The 19,440-nt window shown below is 63.4% G+C and carries 19 protein-coding genes and 2 pseudogenes; 11 read left to right on the top strand and 10 right to left on the bottom strand.

The annotated features are described in order from the left end of the window. The 4 genes and pseudogenes from M511_RS16485 to M511_RS19315 all read left to right on the top strand — a co-directional run. Positions 1 to 343: IS5 family transposase (locus M511_RS16485; protein ID WP_139824611.1), on the top strand; the 343-nt coding region annotated here is incomplete at its 5' end. Between the two features lie 814 nt (positions 344 to 1,157). Then, the gene (locus M511_RS19690) at positions 1,158 to 1,430 is read left to right on the top strand and encodes a DNA cytosine methyltransferase (protein WP_085502783.1); all 273 of its coding nucleotides are present in this window, start codon (positions 1,158 to 1,160) and stop codon (positions 1,428 to 1,430) included. Between the two features lie 35 nt (positions 1,431 to 1,465). After that, positions 1,466 to 1,675: pseudogene (locus M511_RS16475) on the top strand (IS701 family transposase); the annotation flags it as partial. A gap of 15 nt (positions 1,676 to 1,690) precedes the next feature. Continuing rightward, positions 1,691 to 2,467, top strand: a pseudogene (locus M511_RS19315) (transposase); the annotation flags it as partial. Between the two features lie 411 nt (positions 2,468 to 2,878). On the opposite strand, the gene M511_RS16470 reads toward M511_RS19315, so the two are convergent. The 4 genes from M511_RS16470 to M511_RS16455 form a co-directional block, all read right to left on the bottom strand. Then, the gene (locus M511_RS16470; RefSeq protein ID WP_254901068.1) at positions 2,879 to 3,412 is read right to left on the bottom strand and encodes a gluconokinase; all 534 of its coding nucleotides are present in this window, start codon (positions 3,410 to 3,412) and stop codon (positions 2,879 to 2,881) included. Continuing rightward, entirely contained in the window at positions 3,409 to 4,785 is a 1,377-nt protein-coding gene (locus tag M511_RS16465; RefSeq protein WP_010398825.1) for a GntP family permease, read from the bottom strand. Before M511_RS16465 ends, M511_RS16470 begins: the two co-directional genes overlap by 4 nt. A 118-nt stretch (positions 4,786 to 4,903) precedes the next feature. Continuing rightward, positions 4,904 to 5,182 carry a hypothetical protein gene (locus M511_RS16460; protein ID WP_010398823.1) on the bottom strand — a complete coding sequence of 93 codons (279 nt, stop codon included), beginning with the start codon at positions 5,180 to 5,182 and terminating at the stop codon, positions 4,904 to 4,906. Between the two features lie 62 nt (positions 5,183 to 5,244). Further along, a complete protein-coding gene (locus M511_RS16455; RefSeq protein WP_010398821.1) occupies positions 5,245 to 6,018 on the bottom strand; it encodes an FCD domain-containing protein in 774 nt (257 codons plus the stop codon). A gap of 227 nt (positions 6,019 to 6,245) precedes the next feature. Here M511_RS16455 and dld point away from each other — a divergent pair, with 227 nt between their 5' ends. The 7 genes from dld (at position 6,246) to M511_RS16420 (ending at position 14,051) form a co-directional block, all read left to right on the top strand. Further along, positions 6,246 to 7,955 carry a D-lactate dehydrogenase gene (gene dld / locus M511_RS16450; protein ID WP_085502776.1) on the top strand — a complete coding sequence of 570 codons (1,710 nt, stop codon included), beginning with the start codon at positions 6,246 to 6,248 and terminating at the stop codon, positions 7,953 to 7,955. A 193-nt stretch (positions 7,956 to 8,148) separates the two neighbouring features. Next, positions 8,149 to 9,837 carry an L-lactate permease gene (locus M511_RS16445; protein WP_085502774.1) on the top strand — a complete coding sequence of 563 codons (1,689 nt, stop codon included), beginning with the start codon at positions 8,149 to 8,151 and terminating at the stop codon, positions 9,835 to 9,837. 84 nt (positions 9,838 to 9,921) lie between these two features. Next, a complete protein-coding gene (locus M511_RS16440; protein WP_010398809.1) occupies positions 9,922 to 10,692 on the top strand; it encodes a (Fe-S)-binding protein in 771 nt (256 codons plus the stop codon). Further along, a complete protein-coding gene (locus M511_RS16435) occupies positions 10,689 to 12,092 on the top strand; it encodes a LutB/LldF family L-lactate oxidation iron-sulfur protein (protein WP_010398808.1) in 1,404 nt (467 codons plus the stop codon). The genes M511_RS16440 and M511_RS16435 overlap by 4 nt, the downstream gene beginning before the upstream one ends. Next, positions 12,089 to 12,733 carry a LutC/YkgG family protein gene (locus M511_RS16430; RefSeq protein ID WP_085502772.1) on the top strand — a complete coding sequence of 215 codons (645 nt, stop codon included), beginning with the start codon at positions 12,089 to 12,091 and terminating at the stop codon, positions 12,731 to 12,733. Before M511_RS16435 ends, M511_RS16430 begins: the two co-directional genes overlap by 4 nt. A gap of 48 nt (positions 12,734 to 12,781) precedes the next feature. Continuing rightward, the gene (locus M511_RS16425; protein WP_010398806.1) at positions 12,782 to 13,339 is read left to right on the top strand and encodes a 2'-5' RNA ligase family protein; all 558 of its coding nucleotides are present in this window, start codon (positions 12,782 to 12,784) and stop codon (positions 13,337 to 13,339) included. A 43-nt stretch (positions 13,340 to 13,382) separates the two neighbouring features. Next, the gene (locus tag M511_RS16420; RefSeq protein WP_010398804.1) at positions 13,383 to 14,051 is read left to right on the top strand and encodes a GntR family transcriptional regulator; all 669 of its coding nucleotides are present in this window, start codon (positions 13,383 to 13,385) and stop codon (positions 14,049 to 14,051) included. On the opposite strand, the gene M511_RS16415 is transcribed toward M511_RS16420, so the two are convergent. Genes M511_RS16415 through bioB form a run of 6 tightly spaced genes read right to left on the bottom strand, consistent with a single transcriptional unit; the run spans position 14,048 to position 19,376 of the window. Continuing rightward, complete coding sequence (locus tag M511_RS16415) at positions 14,048 to 14,791, bottom strand: methyltransferase domain-containing protein (protein ID WP_010398802.1); 744 nt, start codon at positions 14,789 to 14,791, stop codon at positions 14,048 to 14,050. The two genes, M511_RS16420 and M511_RS16415, sit on opposite strands and share 4 nt — an antisense overlap. Continuing rightward, positions 14,788 to 15,396, bottom strand: a complete 609-nt coding sequence (locus M511_RS16410) for a pimeloyl-ACP methyl esterase BioG family protein (RefSeq protein ID WP_085502770.1) — start codon at positions 15,394 to 15,396, stop codon at positions 14,788 to 14,790. The genes M511_RS16415 and M511_RS16410 overlap by 4 nt, the downstream gene beginning before the upstream one ends. Further along, positions 15,393 to 16,679 carry an adenosylmethionine--8-amino-7-oxononanoate transaminase gene (gene bioA / locus M511_RS16405; protein ID WP_085502768.1) on the bottom strand — a complete coding sequence of 429 codons (1,287 nt, stop codon included), beginning with the start codon at positions 16,677 to 16,679 and terminating at the stop codon, positions 15,393 to 15,395. Before bioA ends, M511_RS16410 begins: the two co-directional genes overlap by 4 nt. After that, a complete protein-coding gene (bioD, locus tag M511_RS16400) occupies positions 16,679 to 17,299 on the bottom strand; it encodes a dethiobiotin synthase (RefSeq protein ID WP_085502766.1) in 621 nt (206 codons plus the stop codon). Before bioD ends, bioA begins: the two co-directional genes overlap by 1 nt. Continuing rightward, positions 17,296 to 18,417 carry an 8-amino-7-oxononanoate synthase gene (locus M511_RS16395; RefSeq protein WP_010398795.1) on the bottom strand — a complete coding sequence of 374 codons (1,122 nt, stop codon included), beginning with the start codon at positions 18,415 to 18,417 and terminating at the stop codon, positions 17,296 to 17,298. The genes bioD and M511_RS16395 overlap by 4 nt, the downstream gene beginning before the upstream one ends. Then, positions 18,414 to 19,376, bottom strand: a complete 963-nt coding sequence (gene bioB / locus M511_RS16390; protein WP_029372495.1) for a biotin synthase BioB — start codon at positions 19,374 to 19,376, stop codon at positions 18,414 to 18,416. Before bioB ends, M511_RS16395 begins: the two co-directional genes overlap by 4 nt. Between the last annotated feature and the right edge of the window lie 64 nt (positions 19,377 to 19,440).

Raw genomic sequence — 19,440 nt, 5'->3', positions numbered from 1 at the left:
CAACCTGTTCGTCAGCGCCGGTCAGGTCAGCGACTACATTGGCGCGCGGGCATTGTTGAGCAGCCTGCCGGATGTCGATTGGTTGCTCGGGGATCGCGGCTATGACGCCGACTGGTTCAGAGAAGCATTGAAAGACAAGGGGATACGGGCGTGTATCCCTGGTCGAAAACAGCGGAAGATGACGGTGAAGTACGACAAGCGCCGATACAAACGGCGCAACAGGATCGAGATCATGTTCGGCAGGCTCAAGGATTGGCGGCGTGTGGCAACCCGATATGACAGATGCCCAAAGGTCTTCCTCTCAGCCATCGCCCTCGCCGCAATCGTCATTTATTGGTTATGAGTCCTGACCCTAGGCAATGAAAGGCTTAACTCCCGCCATTGCCCCGCAATAAATAAACAAATAAATATCTTTCAGCGCCTCAGGTGAGGCGCTTTTTTCATTTCAGCGATGGATACGCACTCGTGGGACTTGAAAGTGGACACAAGATTTGTCACAAATGGCCAAATCGGTGTCACTAAAATGAAGTAGTGATATTTTATATCAATAACCTAGCTCAACACCGATGGACAAATCCACTGTCACCCGACAATCCTTTTGTCAGGTGACATGCGAGTTGTCCATTTGTGACAGATCTTTTGTCCATTGGGCGCCCCTCCTCATATCGGTCGATGAAGTAGAGTTGCAGCAGATGACTCGGACTCCTCTGCTACACACAGGACTGTCAATAAGGGCGGTGAGCGGAAGTTCGCTGCAGAGTTAATGAACGACCGCTTCGCGGCCGAGGAGCAGACGAGCGGCATCACGATACAGACCCTTCAGAAGCGGACATCGCGATCCTTGTACCGCGCCATCGCATCCAGCCCCTCTCGGATTTTTACCCTACGTATATGCCGCAAAGAGGCGCTCCTCAACGCGGCAGTTCACAGGGAAGCCCCCATCAACGCCGCGATGAACTACAAGCACATAGGTCGTAGCTACCCCAACCGAAGGGGCACCGAAACGTCGAAAGATTCGTTGCACCAGTGAGTTTTTATTGTAAAATCATCGACTTTTCTAGTATCCGGATGATTGCGGCTCGATTCATCATGATCGGCGACTCTGACGTAAGAAGAAATGGTATGATCGGAATCGAAGTCTTCGCAGGCGCAGGGGCATGTCGTACGGCGCTACGGTCGCCGGAGTTCAAGTGCGAGTCGCAATCGAAATTAATAAGTCTGCTTGCGCAACCCACAGCGCGAACCACCCATCTGCGCGAGTAATCAACGGCGACGTGGGGGATATTCAGCAAATCAATTTTGGCACCAGAGACGCTCCGGTGGTTCTTTTCGGCGGTCCACCATGTCAGGGCTTTTCGACCTCAAATCAGAGAACTCGAAACAAGCAGAACTGTGCTAGCATTACAGTTGCGTTTTCATCTGATTTCTGAATCACTGGGCTACCATGATTTGAATGGGGTCATGGATGTCGGGATTAGCTGTCGCGGAAACGCTTGAGCTGTGGGCTTCGTCGCTTCGGGACGTGAAGTCGCGGATGCGGGTGCTGTTCACGCAGGGACGGGTTGCGGTATCGGCAGGGCAGTTTCTCGATGGCCTGCTGGGAGACGAACGGCGCAAGACCGGATGGATGCGGGCAGACGCCGCTGGCGACAAGGGTCCCTGGCGGCAACAGGCGCGGGCGGCAACCCGCGTCAGAACGCTGCCGGCATGGAAGCGGGGAGAACCGGGGGTGTGTTCGATGGTCCGTGCCCCGTCTCCGGAAAACGAGGACAGGCGCCGGCCATCGCAGGAGCGCAAGGTTCCGGTTGCGGAGCGTGTCAGGCACGTCAGCCGGATCAAAGGGCTGCTTTATCCGCAAGGCACGGCCTATGAACCCCTGCATCGCAATCGCCGGCACAATCTGGAGAAGTTGCGCACTGGCGCCGGGCGCCCGCTTTCATCCCGCCTGAAACGGCAGATCCTGCGTAAACTCGACCGTCTGGAATTGCTGCTTGGGCAGACCAAGGAGATCGAGACAGAGCGCGATGCCGAGCTGAAACAGGCAGACCGCACCGATACACCCGCGGCTGCAGTTCTGGCTGCGCTGAAAGGTATCGGGACTGATCTTCGCGGCGGTGATCAGGGCCGAGGGGCTGTCGCGCTCGCTCGAAAACCGTCGGCAACTGGCTGCCTATGCTGGCCTGACACGAACACCTTGGCAAGGTGTGGCTATGTGTGCCGGGAGCAGGGTGCCGGCAAATCGGGCAAGCCCAGGCTGCGAACAACGATGATCCAGGTGGCGTGGCTCTGGCTGCGCCATCAGCCTCGTTCGGAACTGAGCCGCTGGTTCCAGCAGCGTGTGGCCGGGCATGGCGGCCGCATTCGCAAGACCATGATCGCTGCTATGACGAGGAAACTGCTGGTCGCCCTGTGGAAGTATCTCACAGCCGGAGTGGTAATCGAAGGTGCTGCCATGAAGACGGTCTGACGTTCATGGCCATGATGTTCGACGGGATCTGATCAACCCCGCCGGATCCGGGTGAGCGACCTTATTAGGGCGTGGCTTCGACAGCCGCAGAGCAGAATGGTCCCGTCCTCCCGAGCCCTCGCCCGCAGAATGCGGAATCATGGTGCAGCCGCCCTGAGCGGCAACCGTATGTGAGTTTGATACGTGCGACAGGCACGCGCACGGATCGCGAAACGGGCTTGGACCACGGATCCGGAACAACGGAAAGGACTGACGAAATGCCGGATCATACCAGTTGAAGAAAAAGTCCCCATGTGAGCACTTGAGAGCGACTGTGGGCGGCGCCCCGCACACAGTCCAGACTCCGACGTAGCGAATACCCCGCCTGACGCTCAGGCGGGGTATTCATATGGGGATCCACCGGTTATCGGGTCAGGCGCGGCGGGCCTCTTTTCCCTCAAGCCCCAGCAGCCTCAGCGCCTTGCGCACCTGCTCTTCGACCGGCAGCGCCATATCGACCACCGTGCCATCTTCGTCGGGGCCAAGCAGCTCCAATGTCGCCAGCTGGGAATCCAGCAGCTTGGCCGGAAAGAAATGCCCTTCACGGTGCGAAAGACGGCTTTCCAGCAGTTCGCGCGAACCGTGAACATGCAGAAAGCGCACGACCGGTGCGCCCGTGCGCAGAATGTCACGATAAGCGCGCTTGAGCGACGAGCAGCCCATGACAGAGGACTGGCGCTGCGCCTCATTGCGGGCGATCTCTGTGGCAAGCGCCCGCAGCCAGGGTTCGCGGTCGGCATCATCCAAGGGGATGCCAGCCCGCATTTTGGCAACATTGGCCTCGGGGTGGAAACTGTCACCCTCGACAAAGGGCCAGCCCAGATGGCGGGCCAGCGCCTCTCCGGTGGTGCTTTTCCCGGCGCCCGAAACGCCCATCACCACGATATGTTGCACCGCCCCGCTCACAGCAGCCACCATCCGATCAGGGCAAAGCCAAAGGCGATGGTGCCCAGCAATGTCTCCATCACTGTCCAGGTTTTCAGTGTCGTCTTTTCATCCATCTCAAGGAAACGGCCAACCAGCCAGAAACCCGAGTCATTGAAGTGGCTCAGCACCGTTGCGCCACCTGCAATCGCCACCACGAGAAAGCAACGGTCGAACTCGCTAAGCCCCTGGGTCGCGGCAACCGTCGGCGCGATCAGTCCGGCGGTCGTGGTCAGCGCCACCGTGGCCGAGCCCTGCGCCACCCGCAGCGCCATCGAGATGACAAAGGCAGCGACGATCAGCGGCATGCCCACCGTGGCAAGGCTTGAGGCCAGCGCCTCGCCGATACCGCTGGCGCGCAGCACACCGCCGAACATGCCGCCCGCCCCGGTGACGAGGATGATCGAGCAGATCGGGCCCAGCGCGCTGTCCATAATACGCTCAATCTCGGCGGGGGTACGGCCCTGGCTCAGCAGTGCCATGGCGACGAGCACGGTGATCAGCAGCGCAACCGGCGTCTGGCCGATCAGCCGCAGCACTGTGACCCAGCCCGCATCGCCGCTGACCACGCCCATGGTCGCCAGCGTGCTCAGCCCGGTGTTGAGAAAGATCAGCGCCAGCGGCAAAAGCAGCACGAGCATCACCGTGCCAAAGCTTGGCGGGACACGGTCGTGGTTCACAGCCTCATCCGCGCCAAGCAGCTTTGGAATCGGCAGTTCAAACCGCCGCCCGGCCCAGAGCCCGAACAGATAGCTGCCGAAATACCAGGTCGGCAGGGCAACGATCAGCCCGACCAGCACCAGAAGCCCGATATCGGCCCCCAGCAGATCGCCTGCCGCAACCGGTCCCGGATGCGGGGGCACCAGCGCGTGCATGACTGCAAACGCGCCCGCCGCCGGAAAGGCGTAAAGCAGCACCGAGCCACCGAACCGATAGGCGACGCTAAAGATGATCGGCAGCATCACCACCAGACCGGCATCGAAAAAGATCGGAAAGCCGAAAAGCAGCGAGGCAACGCCCAGCGCAAAGGGCGCTCGGTTGGCCCCGAATTTACCGATCAGCCGGTCGGCAAGCACCTGCGCACCGCCGGTAACCTCAAGCAACCGGCCGATCATGGCGCCAAAGCCGACGAGCAGCGCCACCGTGGCCAGCGTCGAGCCAAAGCCCTGCAACAGCGTCGGGATGACATCGGCCAGGGGAATACCCGCGACCATGGCGGTCAAAAGGCTGACCAGCACCAGAGAAACAAAGGCATGCAGCCGAAACCGCATGATCAGGACCAGCAGGACCAGCACCGCTGCCGCAGCGATAAGCAGCAGCGTGGTCGTGCTGTGAACGGGCTCGACGGGATTCATGGAACTCCTCCAGCGAATGGTCGTGGGACGGTCTGTAAACTTGGTTCTGCCGCGCCACGCCCTTCGCAGCTTGTGACGGTCAGATGAAAGTTAGCGTTAACGGATGTGACGAAAAAGGTTAAGATGCCTCGAAACGGGACCGCGAAGCAGCGGCAAGATCGTGCAACAAGCGCATCTCATCCGACAGCGCCAGCTCCAGCGCGGCCTCGGGACCAGAGATCACGCCGGGGTCCTCTTGCCCGTCCAGCATCACCTCGCGGTCTTCCAGCCAGCGCAGAATCTGGGCCCGGACGCTTTCGGACGAAAGATCCAGCAGTTTCTGAAACATTCGGCGATGCGCGATCACGCGACCCTCAAGCCCGTCGATGCGGGCTGTCAGCTTGTCGATCCTGTCCATGCCCTTCTCCCTGTCGTTGCGGGATTTGATGATGGCATGGATGCCGGAACCGGCAAAGCCATTCAGTTGCGCGGGGTCAGGCTCCCGCCCTCGATCCGGCGCAGCGAAATCTCCAGCCGGGCCTCGGCCGCGATGATCTCGGCCCGGACGCGTTGGGTATAAACCATGTGATCGCGGGCAGCGCGGGCTGCCGCCTCGGGGTCGCGTGCCATGATGGTGTTGTAGATAGCGCGATGCTGGCTGCGCAGCACCTCGCGCACCTCGGGCCGGGCATAAAGCTTTTCCCGGTTGTGAAAGACGCCCTTGCGCAACATGCCCGACAGCGCACGCATGATCTGGAGCAGCACGATATTATGACTGGCCTCATAGACTGCGACATGCAGATCGACATCCGCCTCGGCCTCGTCGCGGAAATCGGCCTTGTCATGGGCCTCGTCGATCCGCTCCATACAGCGGGTCAGGGTGGCACGATCAACATCATTGGCACGGGTTGCGGCCAGATTGGCCGCCATCCCCTCAAGCGTGCCGCGCAGCTCAAGATAGTCGTCCACCACCTCTGGGCGTGAGGCCATCAGAACGATCAACGGATCAGTAATGCTGGTCGCCAGCGGCGCCACCCGGCGCGCGCCGCCCGGTTCGGCGACGATCAGCCCCTTGTCTTCAAGCATGCGGATCCCCTGACGCAGCGTCGGGCGCGAAACGTTCAGCCGCAGCGCCAGCTCACGCTCGGCCAAAAGCGAATCCCCAGGACGAAGCGAACCTTCCAGAATCAGGTCCTCGATATGCCGTGCGGTTGTCTCTGCGGCTGAGATGCCTTTGTTCACTTCGCTCGCCATGCCCATTCCCCTGCGGATCGCCGAAATTTCAGAAGGTTAACCGGCGGCGCCCGGTCGGAGAGATTATCCATAGCACCGGGCCGGGCGCAATGGATTCTCCGCTTGACCCGATTGGTAAAATCATTTTACCAATAAATTGGGGTGGGTAAAGTGAACTGATCAATTCTTATGCCTGACATGGGACCGATACCGCCCAGACAGGCAAGAACGGGAGGGGGGGGAAAGCCATGACGCGACCCGGCGACGCCAGGCCAGCCGCAGACCGCACCCGGCTGCTGGACCAGTTGCGCCAGATCGTGGGGCGCGCTCATGTGCTGACCGCGCCCCGGACAACGCGCCGCTATACCCGTGGCTTTCGTTATGGCGAGGGGCCGGTAGCGGCAGTGGTGCGCCCCGGCTCTCTGGTCGAAATGTGGCGGGTGCTGAACGCCGCCATCGCCTTGGGCCGGGCCGTGATCCTGCAGGCCGCGAATACCGGGCTGACCGGCGGTTCGACCCCCTGGGGACAGGATTACGACCGCGAGATCGTGCTGATTTCAGTCATGCGGCTAAAGGGCATCCACCTGCTGGGCGGGGGCGATCAGGTGCTGTGCCTGCCGGGCGCCACGCTGGATGCGCTGGAAAAACGCCTGCGCCCGCTGGGACGTGAGCCGCATTCGGTGATCGGCTCGTCCTGCATCGGTGCTTCGGTTCTTGGCGGGATCTGCAACAACTCGGGCGGCGCACTGATCCAGCGCGGCCCCGCCTATACCGAGATGAGCCTTTACGCCGAGGTACGCGCCGACGGTTCGGTCGCGCTCGTCAACCATCTGGGGCTTGATCTGGGTGACGACCCCGAAGAGATCCTCGCCCGCATCGAGACCGGCGATCTGCCCGTGCCCGCGCCGACCGACGCCTGGGCCTCGGACCGCGAATATGCCGATCATGTCCGCGATATCGAGGCGGACACCCCGGCCCGGTTCAACGCCGACCCACGCCGCCTGCGCGAGGCCGCGGGCTGTGCGGGAAAGCTGGCGGTCTTTGCCGTGCGGCTCGACACATTCAAGGCGGAAAAGGAAACTGCGGTCTTTTACATCGGCACCAACGACCCCGACGAACTGACCGGGATTCGCCGTCATATCCTTGCCAGTTTCCGTCACCTGCCCATTGCCGGGGAATATATCCACCGCGAGGCCTATGACGTCGCGGCCAAATACGGCAAGGACACCTTCCTGTTCATCCGCCACGCCGGCACCGACCGCATGCCAGCCTTTTTTTCCGCCAAGTCACGGATGGATGCGCTGACCGAACGCCTTGGTCTTGGCTCAACCCTGTCGGATCGGCTGGCGCAGGCCGTTGCTTCGCTGGCGCCCCAGCATCTGCCCCGGCGCATGAACGAATTCCGTGACCGCTACGAACACCACCTGCTTTTGCGCATGGGCGGGGCGGGCATTGCCGAGGCGCGCGACTATCTTGGCAGCATTTTCCCCTCGGCTCAGGGGGACATGTTCGAATGCAACCCGGATGAGGGGACGGCCGCCTTTCTGCACCGCTTTGCCGTCGCCGGCGCGGCGGTTCGTTACCGCGCGATCCACGCCCGCGAGGTCGAGGATATCGTCGCGCTGGACATCGCCCTGCGCCGCAACGACCGCGACTGGGTCGAGCGGCTCCCGCCCGAACTGGCCGACAAAATCGAGAAGAAACTCTATTACGGCCATTTCTTCTGCCACGTCTTCCATCAGGATTACGTGGTGAAAAAGGGCCACGACTGCATCGCTGTCGAACATGAGATGTGGCGCCTGCTTGACCAGCGCAGTGCCGAATACCCGGCCGAACACAATGTCGGTCATCTCTATCACGCCAAGCCGGAGCTCGCGGGCTTTTATCGGCAGCTCGACCCCACAAACAGCATGAACCCCGGCATCGGCCAGACCTCGAAATGCGCGCATTGGCAATAAGCGGGCCCTGAACCGCCGGCCCCGCGCCAGCAGGAACCATCAGGAGAGGAGAGAGGGAGGAAAGACATGCAGTCCCGCCGCGCCCGGATCGCCGGCGTCGCGTTCACAATGCTTCATCTGGACAGCCAAAGCAGCAGCCCGGTCGCGCCGCATCGCACCGCGCTGACATAGCTGCCATGACAGGGAACATTTCATGATCTGGTCACAGATATACGATCCATTCGGCAATATGGTCCTGTCGACCATCGCTGCCGCCATTCCGGTGCTGGTGCTTCTGGGCGCCATCGGTATTTTCGAGATCCGCGCCCATATCGCCGCCATGCTGGGCCTGGTCACCGCGCTGGCCGTGGCGATCGTCGGCTTTGGCATGCCGGTCGGTCTGGCCGGGATGTCCGCCGTCTATGGCGCAGCCTATGGCCTGATGCCGATCGGGTGGATCATCCTGAACGTCATCTTTCTTTACCAGCTTACCAACGAAAAGGGCGAGTTCGATGTGCTGCGACACTCGATCCGCAACATCTCGGACGACCGGCGGATGCAGCTTTTGTTCATCGCCTTCAGCTTTGGTGCGTTTTTCGAGGGCGCGGCAGGGTTCGGCACACCGGTCGCGGTAACCGCAGCCATGCTGATGGGTCTGGGCTTTTCGCCTCTGTCAGCCGCGGGTCTGTCGCTGATCGCCAATACGGCACCTGTCGCCTATGGCGCGCTTGGGACACCGGTGATCGCGCTTTCGGCCGTCACCGGACTGGACCTGATGGAACTTTCGGCCATGATCGGTCGTCAGCTGCCGTTCTTTTCCGTCATCGTACCCTTCTGGCTGATCTGGGCCTTTGTCGGCTTCCGCCGCATGATCGAGGTCTGGCCGGCGCTGCTGGTTGCCGGGGTTTCTTTCGCAGTGCCGCAATACCTCGTCTCGAACTTCCACGGGCCGTGGCTGGTGGACATCATCGCGGCGATAAGCTCGATGCTGTGTCTGGCCGGTTTCCTGCGTGTGTGGCGGCCAAAGAACCCGATCACCGAAGCGCCGCGCGACTGGTCCTCGGACGAGGTCAGGGACGGTACTGAAGAGGGCTCTGATGCCGCGGCCGTGGGCCGATCAGTGCTGAAAGCCTGGATGCCCTGGGTGATCCTGTCGATCTTTGTTTTCCTGTGGGGTGTCCCGCAGATGAAGGCGTTGCTTGACGGCATCTGGAGCGCCAAGATCCCGGTCGCAGGTCTGGACGGTCTGGTCCAGAAAGTGCCCCCGGTCGCCCCCGAACCCCATGCCGAGGCCGCGGTCTTCAGCTTCAACATCCTGTCGATGACCGGGACCGGCATTCTGCTGTCGGCGCTCGTCTCGGGGATTTTGCTGGGCTATAGCCCGATGGCGCTGCTGCGGATGTATGGCCGGACCTTCTGGATGATCCGCTTTTCGCTGATCACCATCGCCTGCATGCTGGCCCTTGGTTATGTCACGCGCTACTCGGGCCTTGATGCGACCATGGGTCTGGCGTTTGCCAATACCGGCTGGCTTTATCCATTCTTTGGCACGCTGCTTGGCTGGCTGGGGGTTGCCGTCACCGGCTCGGACACGGCATCGAACGTGCTGTTTGGCGGGCTGCAAAAGGTCACCGCACAGCAGCTGAACCTGAACCCGGTTCTGATGGCCGCCGCGAACTCGTCAGGCGGGGTGATGGGCAAGATGATCGACGCCCAGTCGATCGTCGTCGCCTCGACCGCGACCAAATGGTACGGGCGCGAAGGTTCGATCCTGCGCTTTGTGTTCTTCCATTCGGTGGCACTGGCGGCACTGGTGGGCGTGCTGGTCATGGCCCAGGCCTATCTGCCGCCCTTTAGCGGGATGGTGCCCGAAGCACCGCCCATCACCGCCCCGGCCGATTGAGGCCAGAGCCTTGCGAAACGGACCGGGGGCGCTGCCCCCGGACCCCCGGGATATTTACCCACGAAAGAAGCAAAGGGCGCAGCCATGTCCGCACAGCCAAAGCCCAGGGTCGGTTTGTTCGTCACCTGCCTTGTCGATGCCATCCGTCCTCAGATCGGCTTTGCCGCCCTTGAACTGCTGGAAAAGGCCGGGTGCGAGGTCGAGGTACCGCAGGTTCAGACCTGTTGCGGCCAGCCGGCGCTGAACAGCGGCAATGACCGCAATGCCGCCTTACTTGCCCGTCAGACGATTGCCGCCTTTGAGGGGTATGACTATGTTGTCCTGCCTTCGGGTTCCTGCGCGGCAACCATGGTCCATGGCTATCCCGAGCTTCTGGCGGACGACCCGGATTGGACCGGACGCGCCCGGGCCATGGCAGCCAAGACCCATGAGATCACAAGTTTTCTGCATGACGTCTTGGGCTATGTGCCACAGGGCGTGCGGCTGGAGGCATCGGCGACCTATCACGACAGCTGCTCGGGCCTGCGCGACCTGGGTGTCGCCGAACAGCCCCGTGCGCTGCTGTCCCATGTCGAGGGGCTGAACATGCGTGGGCTGCCGGGCAATGATGTTTGTTGCGGCTTTGGCGGGACGTTCTGCGTGAAATACCCGGACATCTCGAATGCCATCGTTACCGAAAAGGCCGAGGCCATCGAGGGAACCGGAGCAGATATCCTGCTGGCCGGCGATCTGGGCTGTTTGATGAACATGGCCGGCAAGCTGCATCGTCGCGGCGCGCGGACCCGCTGTTTTCACACCATCGAGGTGCTGGCCGGACGTGCCGGGGGACCAGCCATCGGCGAGGAGGCGTCATGACCGCTCGTTTCAAGGACCGCGTCGCGGCTGCGCTGGCCGATCCGGTGCTGAAGCTTGCCATCGACCGCACCACGGGCAATGCCGAGCGCAAGCGCGCCGCGGCCGTCGCCGACTTTCCCCAATTCGGGGCCGCCCGTGCCCGGGGTCAGGCGATCAAGGATCACGTCATCGCCCATCTCGACCATTATCTGGAGATGTTCGAGAGAAACGCCACCGCCCGTGGCACACAGGTCCATTGGGCAGCCGATGATGCCGAGGCCCGCGCGATCGTCACCAATATCTGCCTGGCGGCCAATGCGCGGCGGGTCACACGTTCCAAGTCCATGCTGGGCGAAGAAATCGGCCTGCCCCATGCCCTTGCCGATGCGGGGATCGAGCGGGTCGAGACCGATCTTGCAGAACATATCATCCAGCTTGCCGGAGAGCATCCCTCGCACATCATCTGGCCCGCCATGCATCGCACGCGCGAGCAGGTGGCCGAGCTGTTCAAGACCGCTCACCAGCCACCGCCCGCAGCCGAGGACCCGGCGACCATGGTGCAAAGCGCGCGTCGGGTGCTGCGGGAAAAGTTCCTTTCGGCTGATGTCGGCATCTCGGGTGCGAATTTCCTGATCGCCGATACCGGGGCCACCTGCACGGTCACGAATGAGGGCAATGCCGAGCTGACCACCACCCCTCCGCGCATCCATATCGTCACCGCCGGGATCGAGAAGCTGGTCCCCTCGACCGCGCATGCATTTGCACTGTTGCGCCTGCTGGTCCGCTCGGCCACCGGGGGCGAGATGACGCAATACACAACCTTTCACGCCGGGCCCAGACGCACGGGCGATGCCGACGGTCCGGAAGAGATGCATATCGTCCTGGTCGATAACGGCCGCACGAAAATGCTGGCGAACGAGTTTCGCGACATGCTGCGCTGTATCCGCTGCGGGGCGTGCATGAACCATTGCGTAGTCTATCGCCAGATCGGGGGACATGCCTATGGCGGGACTTATCCGGGGCCCATGGGCTCGGTCCTGACGCCGGTGCTGGACGGGCTTGCCATCTCGCGCGATCTGCCAAACGCCTGCACCATGAACGGCCGCTGCGCCGAGGTCTGCCCGGTCGGGATCCCGCTGCCAACGCTGCTGCGCGCCTGGCGACGCCGTAGCTGGCGCGAGGGGCTTGAGCCTGCACCGGTCCGCGCCGGGATCGGTCTTTGGGCGCAGTTCGCCCGCCGCCCCCGGCTTTACCGGCTTGCGACCCGGTTGGGGCTGCGCGTCCTGCGGCTGTTTGGCAGATCCGGCTGGATCTCGCGCCTGCCGCTGGCCCGGGGTTGGACCGATTACCGCGATATGCCGCGACCAGCGGCGAAAAGCTTTATGGATCAGTACCGGGCTGAACAAAGGGCCCGCAAATGACCGTCCGCGACCGTATCCTGTCCGCCATCCGCGCCACGCTTGGCCCCGGCAAACCGGCCAATGAGATCGCCGTCGAGGCCGCCTTGCTGCTTGAGCCGGTGGACACGGCACGCCCGGCGCTTGTCGCCCCCGCCCTGCCCGATGCCTTTGCGCAAAAGGCCGCAGCCCTTGGCACCACCATCGACCGTGTGTCCGGCATGGCCGGGGTGCCGCAGGCGGCTGCGCGCTATCTTAAGGCGCATGGCCTTCCACCCCGCCTTGCCATGCAACCTACGCCCGAACTTTCCGCGCTGGACTGGGCAGGCATCACCCCCAGCCCGCAGATCGCCCCGGACGAGCCCGCCGCCCTTGGCCTTGCACTATGGGGCATTGCCGAAAGCGGCTCGCTCGTCATCCATTCGGGGCCCGGGAATCCGATTCTGTTGTCCTTTCTGCCGCTGCATCATATCGTGGTGCTGCGTGAGGCCACCCTGCTGCCGTATCTTGAGGATTATGCCGCCCGCCTGTCGCCGCAGCAGGTGCCGCGCAATGCGATCCTCATCACGGGGCCCAGCGGCACGACCGATATTGAAGGCAGTTATGTGCGCGGCGCGCATGGGCCGGGCTTTCTGCATGTGATCCTTGTCAGCGGGGCGGGCTGACCCGAGCCACGATTTGTCCTAGCATGGCGGTAATGACATGAGGCCGCCATGCCCGACGCCCCGAAATCGCAAGAAACCGCGCGCGAGCATTTCCTGCTCTTTGTTGCGATCCCGCCGCCCGATGCGGCCGCAGAGATGGAGACCGTCTGGCATCTGGCCGAGCGACGCGACCGCTTTCGCCGCTCAACACTGCATATGACCATCCTGCCGGTGCTGCGCAGCCCGCAGTTTGAACCGTGCCTTGCAAAAGGACTGGCGCATGCGGTCGAGGGGCTGGATTTTCCGGCCTTTGATCTGGTGCTCGACCTGCTGACCACCTTTGGCCCGCCGCGACGACGCGACCGGCCGCTGGTGCTCGCCGGACGCCAGATCAACCCCGCACCCGACGCGCTGTGCCAGCAGCTGTGGCAGCGCCTTGCCGGTGCCGGGCTGGCCGTCGCCCGTCACCAGGTCACGCCGCATGTAACCCTGGCCTATGGCAAGCCGCTGCCCCCCGCAGGGATTGCCGTGCCCCCTGTCCGCTGGCGGGTGAATGAGCTGGTTCTGATCGACAGCTTGCAGGGATTGGGGCGACATGTGCCTTTGGCGCGCTGGCCGCTGACCTGAAGCGTTATCGACAATCTCCTTTGCTCACCTTATCCATGAGGCCATGAGCGCGGGATCAGAAGAAACCTTGGCCGTCCGCATCAGCCGTGTGCTGGCGGACCGGATCGTATCGGGCGAAATCGGCCCCGGCGAACGGCTGCGCCAGGACCGCATTGCCGAGGAATTCGGGGCAAGCCACGTCCCCGTACGCGAGGCTTTTCGTCGGCTTGAGGCGCAGGGGCTGGCGATCAGCGAACCGCGCCGGGGCGTGCGTGTCGCGGCCTTTGATCTGCCCGAGGTCAAGGAAGTGGCCGAGATGCGCGCCGCGCTTGAGGAACTTGCCCTGCGTCATGCCGCCCCGCACCTGACCCCGGCAATTCTTAACGCCGCCGAAGAGGCGACCAAGGCCGGCGACGCCTCGCGCGATGTCCGTTCGTGGGAGGCCGCGAACCGCCGTTTTCACAAGCTGATCCTGACCCCCTGCGCCATGCCGCGGCTGCTGGCGGCGATCGACGATCTGCATGCGGCCAGCGCCCGTTTCCTTTTCGCCGCATGGCAGTCGAATTGGGAAACACGCACCGATCATGACCACCGGGCCATTCTGGCTGCGCTGCGCAAAGGGGACGTGGACAGCGCCTGCGCCACCCTTGCCCGGCATGTGCGCTGGATTGGCCGCCGTCCCGCAACCGGTGGCGGCGACAAGCAGCGCGAGGCCTTTGCCATCGTCGGCTAATCCTGTCTTTCGGCAACCAGCCAGCTTGCCACATAGGTCAGGCTAACGCCCTTGGGCGTCCGGTATCGCATCTCATACCGCGCCATGAAATCGCGCAGTGCGCCCGGCGCGCGGATCTGTCCCGCGCAACCGTTGACCCCGGTGGCCCGCAGATGGCGCAGCACCTCTTGCGCGCCAGGAAACTGCAGCGGCATTCGCCATTCCCCCGCGCCATGAACCCGCCATCCGGGTGGCAACAGCGCCGCCATCTGCGCCCCGGTCAGGTATGAGGGCGCCGCACCCCGGCTGCCCAGCGCCTGCAGTTCAGGAAAATGGCCGGGCGCGAAACCTGACAGGGCAAGCCACCCTCTGGCATCGGCCGTGGCGCATAGCCGGGTGATGACTTGCGCCGGATCTGCAACCCATTGGATCATCGAGGCCGAAGCCACAAGATCCACCCCGTCGGGCAGCACCACCTGCGCGATATCACCCGGCAGATAGTCGGCCTTTATGCCCGCCAGTCCGGGCGCGGCCAGATCGTTCAGCCATAACCGACGCGGAGCAAGGTTCAGCAGATGCCGGGTCAGATGACCCGAGCCATACCCGGCCTCAAGCACGTTTTCCGGATGGTGGTCGGGTGCGGCATGGCGATAGGCGGTGAAAAGCTGTGCCGCGATCCGGCGCTGCGCCAATGACGCACGGTCGTAGGTTTCGGCAGAGCGTGCAAAGGACCGCGCCACCCGCCCGGTCAACGCGTTCATCCCAGCACCTCGGACCAATCGTGCCACAGGGCAAAGGGGTTGTGCCCGCAGTCAAGCTCTTGCACCGCTTCGTGCCAGCCCTGCCACGCGCGCCGCAGGTTCTGCAGCGGAAAGATACGGTCGGCAGCCCCCAGCCAGATGCGATCAAAGGTCGGGACCTGCCCGGCCTCGCGGGCCATTACCGCCCGCAGCTCTGTGCCCAATGCCTGCAAATCGGCGTCACCGGGCACCGGGCACCCCGCCCGACGCGCGAATTGCTGCAATGAGCGTGCCGACAGATTCTCTGCCGTCGCCCTGACGATCTGGCGCGGGATGCCCAGATCGTCGTCGCAGGGCGACCAAGATCCGCAAACTGCCACCTTGCGGCGAAACCCGCCAGGCTCCGGCAGATGACAGGCGGCCGCAACGCCAAATGACCATGCGACCAGATCCGTCGCCGCATATCCCTGAGGCCAGCACGGCTCAGCAAGGTCGCGGTAATCGGACAGAACCAGCACATCCGCCGCGCCCTGCAAATGCCGGAACGGCGCCGCCCCGACAGCCCAGCCGGTCAGAACCACGATCAGGTGATCAGCGCCCGTGCGGCGCAGCCATTCGGCCTTCATTCCTGCCACCCGGCGATCCGGACCATGGCGGCACAGATACGCGCGACCTCATCGGGCCCGCAGACAAAGGGTGGCATGCAATAAAGCAGTCGTCCAAAGGGCCGCAGCCAAACCCCGCTTTCCCGGCAGAAAGCGTGGACGCGGGCCATGTCCAGCGGCTGCCGCATCTCGATCACGCCAATCGCGCCCAGAACACGCACGTCCTGGACCGCGGGCAGGCTGCGCACCGGGGCAAGGCCCTGACGCAGGCCGGCCCCGATCTCGGCGACCTGTGCTTGCCAGTGCCCCTCGGCCAGCAGATCAAGGCTGGCGCAGGCGACCGAACAGGCCAGCGGATTGCCCATGAACGTCGGCCCATGCATCAGCACCGGCGCGGGACCGTCCGCAATCGCCTCGGCCACGCGACGTGAGGCGACGGTCACGGCAAAGCTCATCATCCCCCCGGTCAGCGCCTTGCCCAGACACAGAATGTCCGGCACTACGCCCGCCCGCTCCAGTGCGAATAACGTGCCGGTGCGGCCAAAACCGGTGGCGATCTCGTCAAGGATCAAAAGCACCCCATGCCGGTCGCATAACGTCCTGAGACCCGAAAGCCAGCGCGGATGGTAAAACCACATGCCGCCCGCGCCCTGCACGACCGGCTCGACTATAAAAGCTGCGATTTCATAGGCTTTTTTGGCAAACAACGCCTCGACTGCGCCCAGCCCGTTCCGGGCCGGATCCTCGTCCCATTCCGCGCCAAAGGGGATGGGCGGGCGCGGCACGAAATGCTGCACCTGCAGGGCCGCGCCGAATTGGCTGTGCATGCCGGTGACCGGGTCGCAAAGGCTCATCGCCTTCCACGTATCGCCGTAATATCCCCCGCGGGCCGAGGCAAAATGCATCCGCCCGCCCTGCCCCAGCCCAATCTGGGCCTGCAAGGCCATCTTCAGCGCCACCTCAACCGCGACCGAGCCGCTGTCGCTGTAAAACACCCGGTCAAGCCCCGGGGGCAGCATCCCCACCAACCGTCGTGCCAGCCCGACCGCAGGGGCATGTGTCAGCCCGCCGAACATCACATGCGGCAGGTGCTGCAACTGCTTTTGCATCGCCGCGACCAGCCGGGGGTGACGGTGACCATGCGCCGCCGCCCACCACGAGGACATCGCGTCGATCATCCGCACCCCGTCAGCAAGTTGCAGCCAAACCCCTTCGGCCGCGACAACCTCATGCACCGGGCCGGGTTCACGCATCGAGGCATAGGGGTGCCAGACGTGCTGCTGGTCAAATTCCAGATCGCGCATCACATCGCCCCCCGGATCGTGCCGACATCTATGCCGGTAAATGCTGCCTCCAGCGCCTCGGGCGTCACCCGATCAAGTCGTGGCAGCCGCCCCAGATCGCGCACCGCGCCAATCTCGCAGATAACCTGACGGCTATCCCTGGCCTCATCGCCGATAAAGGCCACGCCCGCGACCCTGCACCCCGCCGCACGCAGCGCCGCCAGCGATAAAAGCGTGTGGTTGATGGTGCCAAGCGCAGTCCGGCTGCACAGAACCACCGGCGCGTGCCATTCGGCGATCACCTGTAAGTACAGCATTTCCCGGGTCAAAGGCACCATCAGCCCCCCTGCGCCTTCGACGACAAGCGGCCCGCTGATACACGGCAGCGCCAACTGCGCGGGGTCGATCCGCATCCCTTCGTGTTCAGCCGAAAGATGGGGCGAGGCCGGCAGACGCAGCCGATAGGCCTCGGGCAGAACCGGGCGCGAGGACAAACGCGCGACGGTCTGGCTGTCCGTCTCATCCTCCAGCCCCGCCTGCACCGGCTTCCAATAACTTGCGCCAAGCGCGCGGGTCAGCCCGGCGCTGAACAGCGTCTTGCCGATGCCGGTATCGGTGCCTGTGACGATCACCGCGCTCATGCCGCCGCCCGGCCTTCTGCGGCAATGGCTGCGAAAAGCGCCGCGATATCCTTTTCTGCAACGTTCCCAGTGACCGAGACGCGCAGCCGCGCCGTCCCCTTTGGCACCGTCGGCGGGCGGATGGCACGAATATCGAAACCCTGCGCCTGCAATGCGGCGGCCATCGCCAGCGCGCGATGATCCGTGCCAAGGATCACCGGCACGATCTGGCTTTGCGCCGCAATGCCGCAAGCCCGCGCAGCCTCACGCACGAAAACCATGCGCTGCCGCGCACCCTCGGCCAGCGCGGGCTGATCCTGCAAGGCCATCAGCGAGGCCCGCAGCACCGCCGCCGACAGGGGCGCTGGCGCAGTTGCAAAGATAAAAGGCCGCGCCCGGTTCACCAGCGTCTCGATCAGCACCTTATCTGCGCAGATCAGCGCGCCCGAGGCACCCAGAGCCTTGCCCCCGGTATGCAAGGTGACCAGCGGACCGGACACCCCATGCGCCAGCCCCCTGCCCTGCGGACCAAAAACGCCGGTAGCATGGGCCTCATCCACGACCAGCACCGCATCCTCGCGCGCGGCAAGTTCGGCCAATGCGGAAAGCGGAGCCAGATCACCCTCCATCGAGTATACGCTTTCAACGGCGATCCAGACCCGGCCAGGCCCCCCCAAGGCGCGCCATTCCGCTATCACCCGGGCGGCATCAGCCGCATCATTATGGGCAAAGCTCCGGCATTCGGCCCGGCCAAGGCGCATTCCCTCATATGCGCTGGCATGGATCAGCGCGTCATGCAGGACCAGATCTCCCTGCATCGGCAGGGTCGAAAAAATGGCCTGATTGGCCTGAAAGCCGCCACCCATGTAAAGCGCAGCCTCGGCGCCGAAAAACGCGGCCGCCTCGGCCTCCAGCGCCTCATGTTCGGGATGGTTGCCGCGCAAAAGCCGCGACCCCCCTGCCCCGACAGGAACGCCGCGCCCCAGCGCATCAAGCGCCGCACGGACCAGCAACCCGGACCCCGCCAGCCCCAGATAGTCGTTCGAGGCGAAATCAAGCCCGGCTGTCGTTGCCCGCTGGCGTAACCGGCCACGCTGCGCCAGCGCATCAAGCGCCGCACGATGGCGGGGAAAGCTCATGCCGCACAGCCCTCGGCCGGCCCGTTCAGTACCTCGGCGCGCAGGCCAAGGCGGGCGAACAGCTGCGCATCCTTGTCCTCGCCGGGGTTTTCGGCGGTCAGCAGGGTGTCGCCGACAAAGATCGAATTTGCCCCCGCGAAAAAACACATCGCCTGCAATTCATCGCTCATCCCGGAGCGTCCGGCTGAAAGGCGCACATATGATTTCGGCATCAGGATGCGTGCGGTAGCGATGGTGCGCACCATCTCGATCGGATCAAGCTTTGGCGCATCGGCAAGCGGTGTCCCCGCCATCGGCATCAGCATGTTGATAGGCACCGATTGTGGCGGAACCTCCATCCCGGCAAGGGTTTCAAGCATCGAGATCCGGTCCTCGGCCGTCTCGCCCATCCCGATGATGCCACCTGCGCAGACATTGATCCCAGCCGCCTGCACCCGGTCCAGTGTATCCAGCCGGTCCTGAAAGCTGCGGGTGGTGATGATCTCGGAATAATAGCGTTCCGATGTATCAATATTATGGTTGTAATAATCCAACCCAGCATCTTTCAGCCGTAACGCCTGATCCATGTCCAGCATGCCCAGCGTCATGCAGGTCTCCATCCCCAGCGCCTTGACGCCGCGGATCATCGCCAGCACGGCTGGCATGTCCCGCTCTTTCGGCGACCGCCAGGCTGCGCCCATGCAATAACGTGTCGCGCCCGCTTCCTTTGCGCGCTTGGCCTCTGCCAGCACGCGCTGAACCTCCATCAGCTTCGATGCAGAGAGTTCCGCCCCGTTCCGTGCCGATTGCGAACAATAGGCACAGTCCTCGGGGCAGCCGCCTGTTTTGATCGAAAGCAGTTTTGAACATTGGACCAGATTCGGGTCGAAATTGGCGCGATGCACGGTTTGTGCCCTGAAAAGCAGGTCCATCAGTGGCAAATTATAGATTTCTTTAGCGCGGCACAATGGTTGCGACATGATCCCTCCTGAACCTGGCCTCAAGAGTATCTATAAAAATGCCGCGTCAGAAAGTTAACCCGGA

It is taken from the genome of Paracoccus sp. J56 (assembly GCF_019633685.1).
Lineage (GTDB): Bacteria > Pseudomonadota > Alphaproteobacteria > Rhodobacterales > Rhodobacteraceae > Paracoccus > Paracoccus kondratievae.
Note: the sequence above shows the minus strand (reverse complement) of the source record. Positions and strands in the feature narration are given on the sequence as shown.